The sequence below is a fragment of the Chroococcidiopsis sp. TS-821 genome (assembly GCF_002939305.1).
Classification (GTDB): domain Bacteria; phylum Cyanobacteriota; class Cyanobacteriia; order Cyanobacteriales; family Chroococcidiopsidaceae; genus Chroogloeocystis.
On sequence record NZ_MVDI01000023.1, the window covers coordinates 1 to 1,236 of the forward strand.

The following is a 1,236-nucleotide window of genomic DNA, read 5'->3' on the forward strand; positions in this document are numbered from 1 at the left end:
TGGCATTGCTACAGTTTTGATCAGTGCGAGACTTTCTTTTTTAGCAACGGCAACGATATCTTCTAAATTACGCACGCCCCACGCAGGATTTTGCGCGCGCAAACTATCATCAAATACGGCGTTACTCATATGAGTAAAAACCAGATAGCGAGTCGTAGAATTAGATTGAGAGATCCAGTCGTGTAAATATCATCCAAAATAGCAAAATCAATATCAGACTCATTCCACCAATCAGATGCTCGAATTGCTCCAGTACGCGCGGTAACCTCAGTGCCGATCGCTTGAAAATTAGACCGTATGCTAACCATCCAGCAGCAACGATCGCTAGTGCTTTGACTGTATTCGCCACGGTATACGCTTCGAAATAAAAAGCATTTGCGCCAATCAGCCCGCCGATCAACACAATGACAGCTGCCCAAAAACCAAACTCGACCTCTTGCCCCGCTTGTTTGTGATGGGGTAGAAAGATAAATCTGGCATACACTATTGCCGTTCCTACAGCCGCAACGTTCATGACGATTGTTTGCCAGGGCAACACATTATCCAAAGTTGATATTTTCGCGCCGAAGCCCACCAAAAAGGGAAAACCAGAGATCGAAAGACTGGCGACAACCAAAACAATCCAGAGTGAAGTATTGAACGGTTGTTGTTGCAGTTCCTTGATATTTCGGCTTGGTAAACCACCTACGGTTAAAAAAAGTGTTGGTTTGACTAGTCCGTGTGCCAGCGCGTAAAAGCCCCCAACTTCAGGTGCGGCGAGAATCCAGCCTATCTGTGACAGCGAACTCAACGCTAATATGCGCTTGGTATCTGTTTCGAAGATTGCGTAGATCACTCCTAGCAGCACTGCTCCAACTCCAAAGATTCTGACGATTGTATCAATCTCATCGGACATCAGAGCGTAACGCAGCAGTGGAAAGAGCCCAGCTTTTCCCACGATTCCTGACAGCAATGCTGATACTGGCGTTGCCGATTCTGCATAGGTTAGCGGCAACCACATTCCCGATAAAAAAACTCCTCCTTTGGTCAAGAGTCCCACTAAAATTAGAGTAAGTGCCTCAATTGGTGCGTTGCCTAACCCTGCAAACGCAAACGAATGATTTGCTCGGTAAACCAACACTGCACCCACCAGATAAAACAGCATGGCTGTGTTGCTGACAAACAGATAGCGCAAGCCAACCCACAGCGAGCGTTCGGTTCGGGGGTAAGCAATCAACAGAAACGCCGCAATTCCTA

2 protein-coding genes are annotated in these 1,236 nt (G+C 46.9%); both read right to left on the bottom strand.

The genetic code is table 11. The features are described 5' to 3' along the window. A partial coding sequence (locus B1A85_RS23280; RefSeq protein ID WP_210404700.1) for a DUF938 domain-containing protein occupies positions 1–129 on the bottom strand: 129 nt, incomplete at its 3' end. 31 nt (positions 130–160) lie between these two features. Continuing rightward, a partial coding sequence (locus B1A85_RS23285; protein ID WP_104549095.1) for a cation:proton antiporter occupies positions 161–1,236 on the bottom strand: 1,076 nt, incomplete at its 5' end.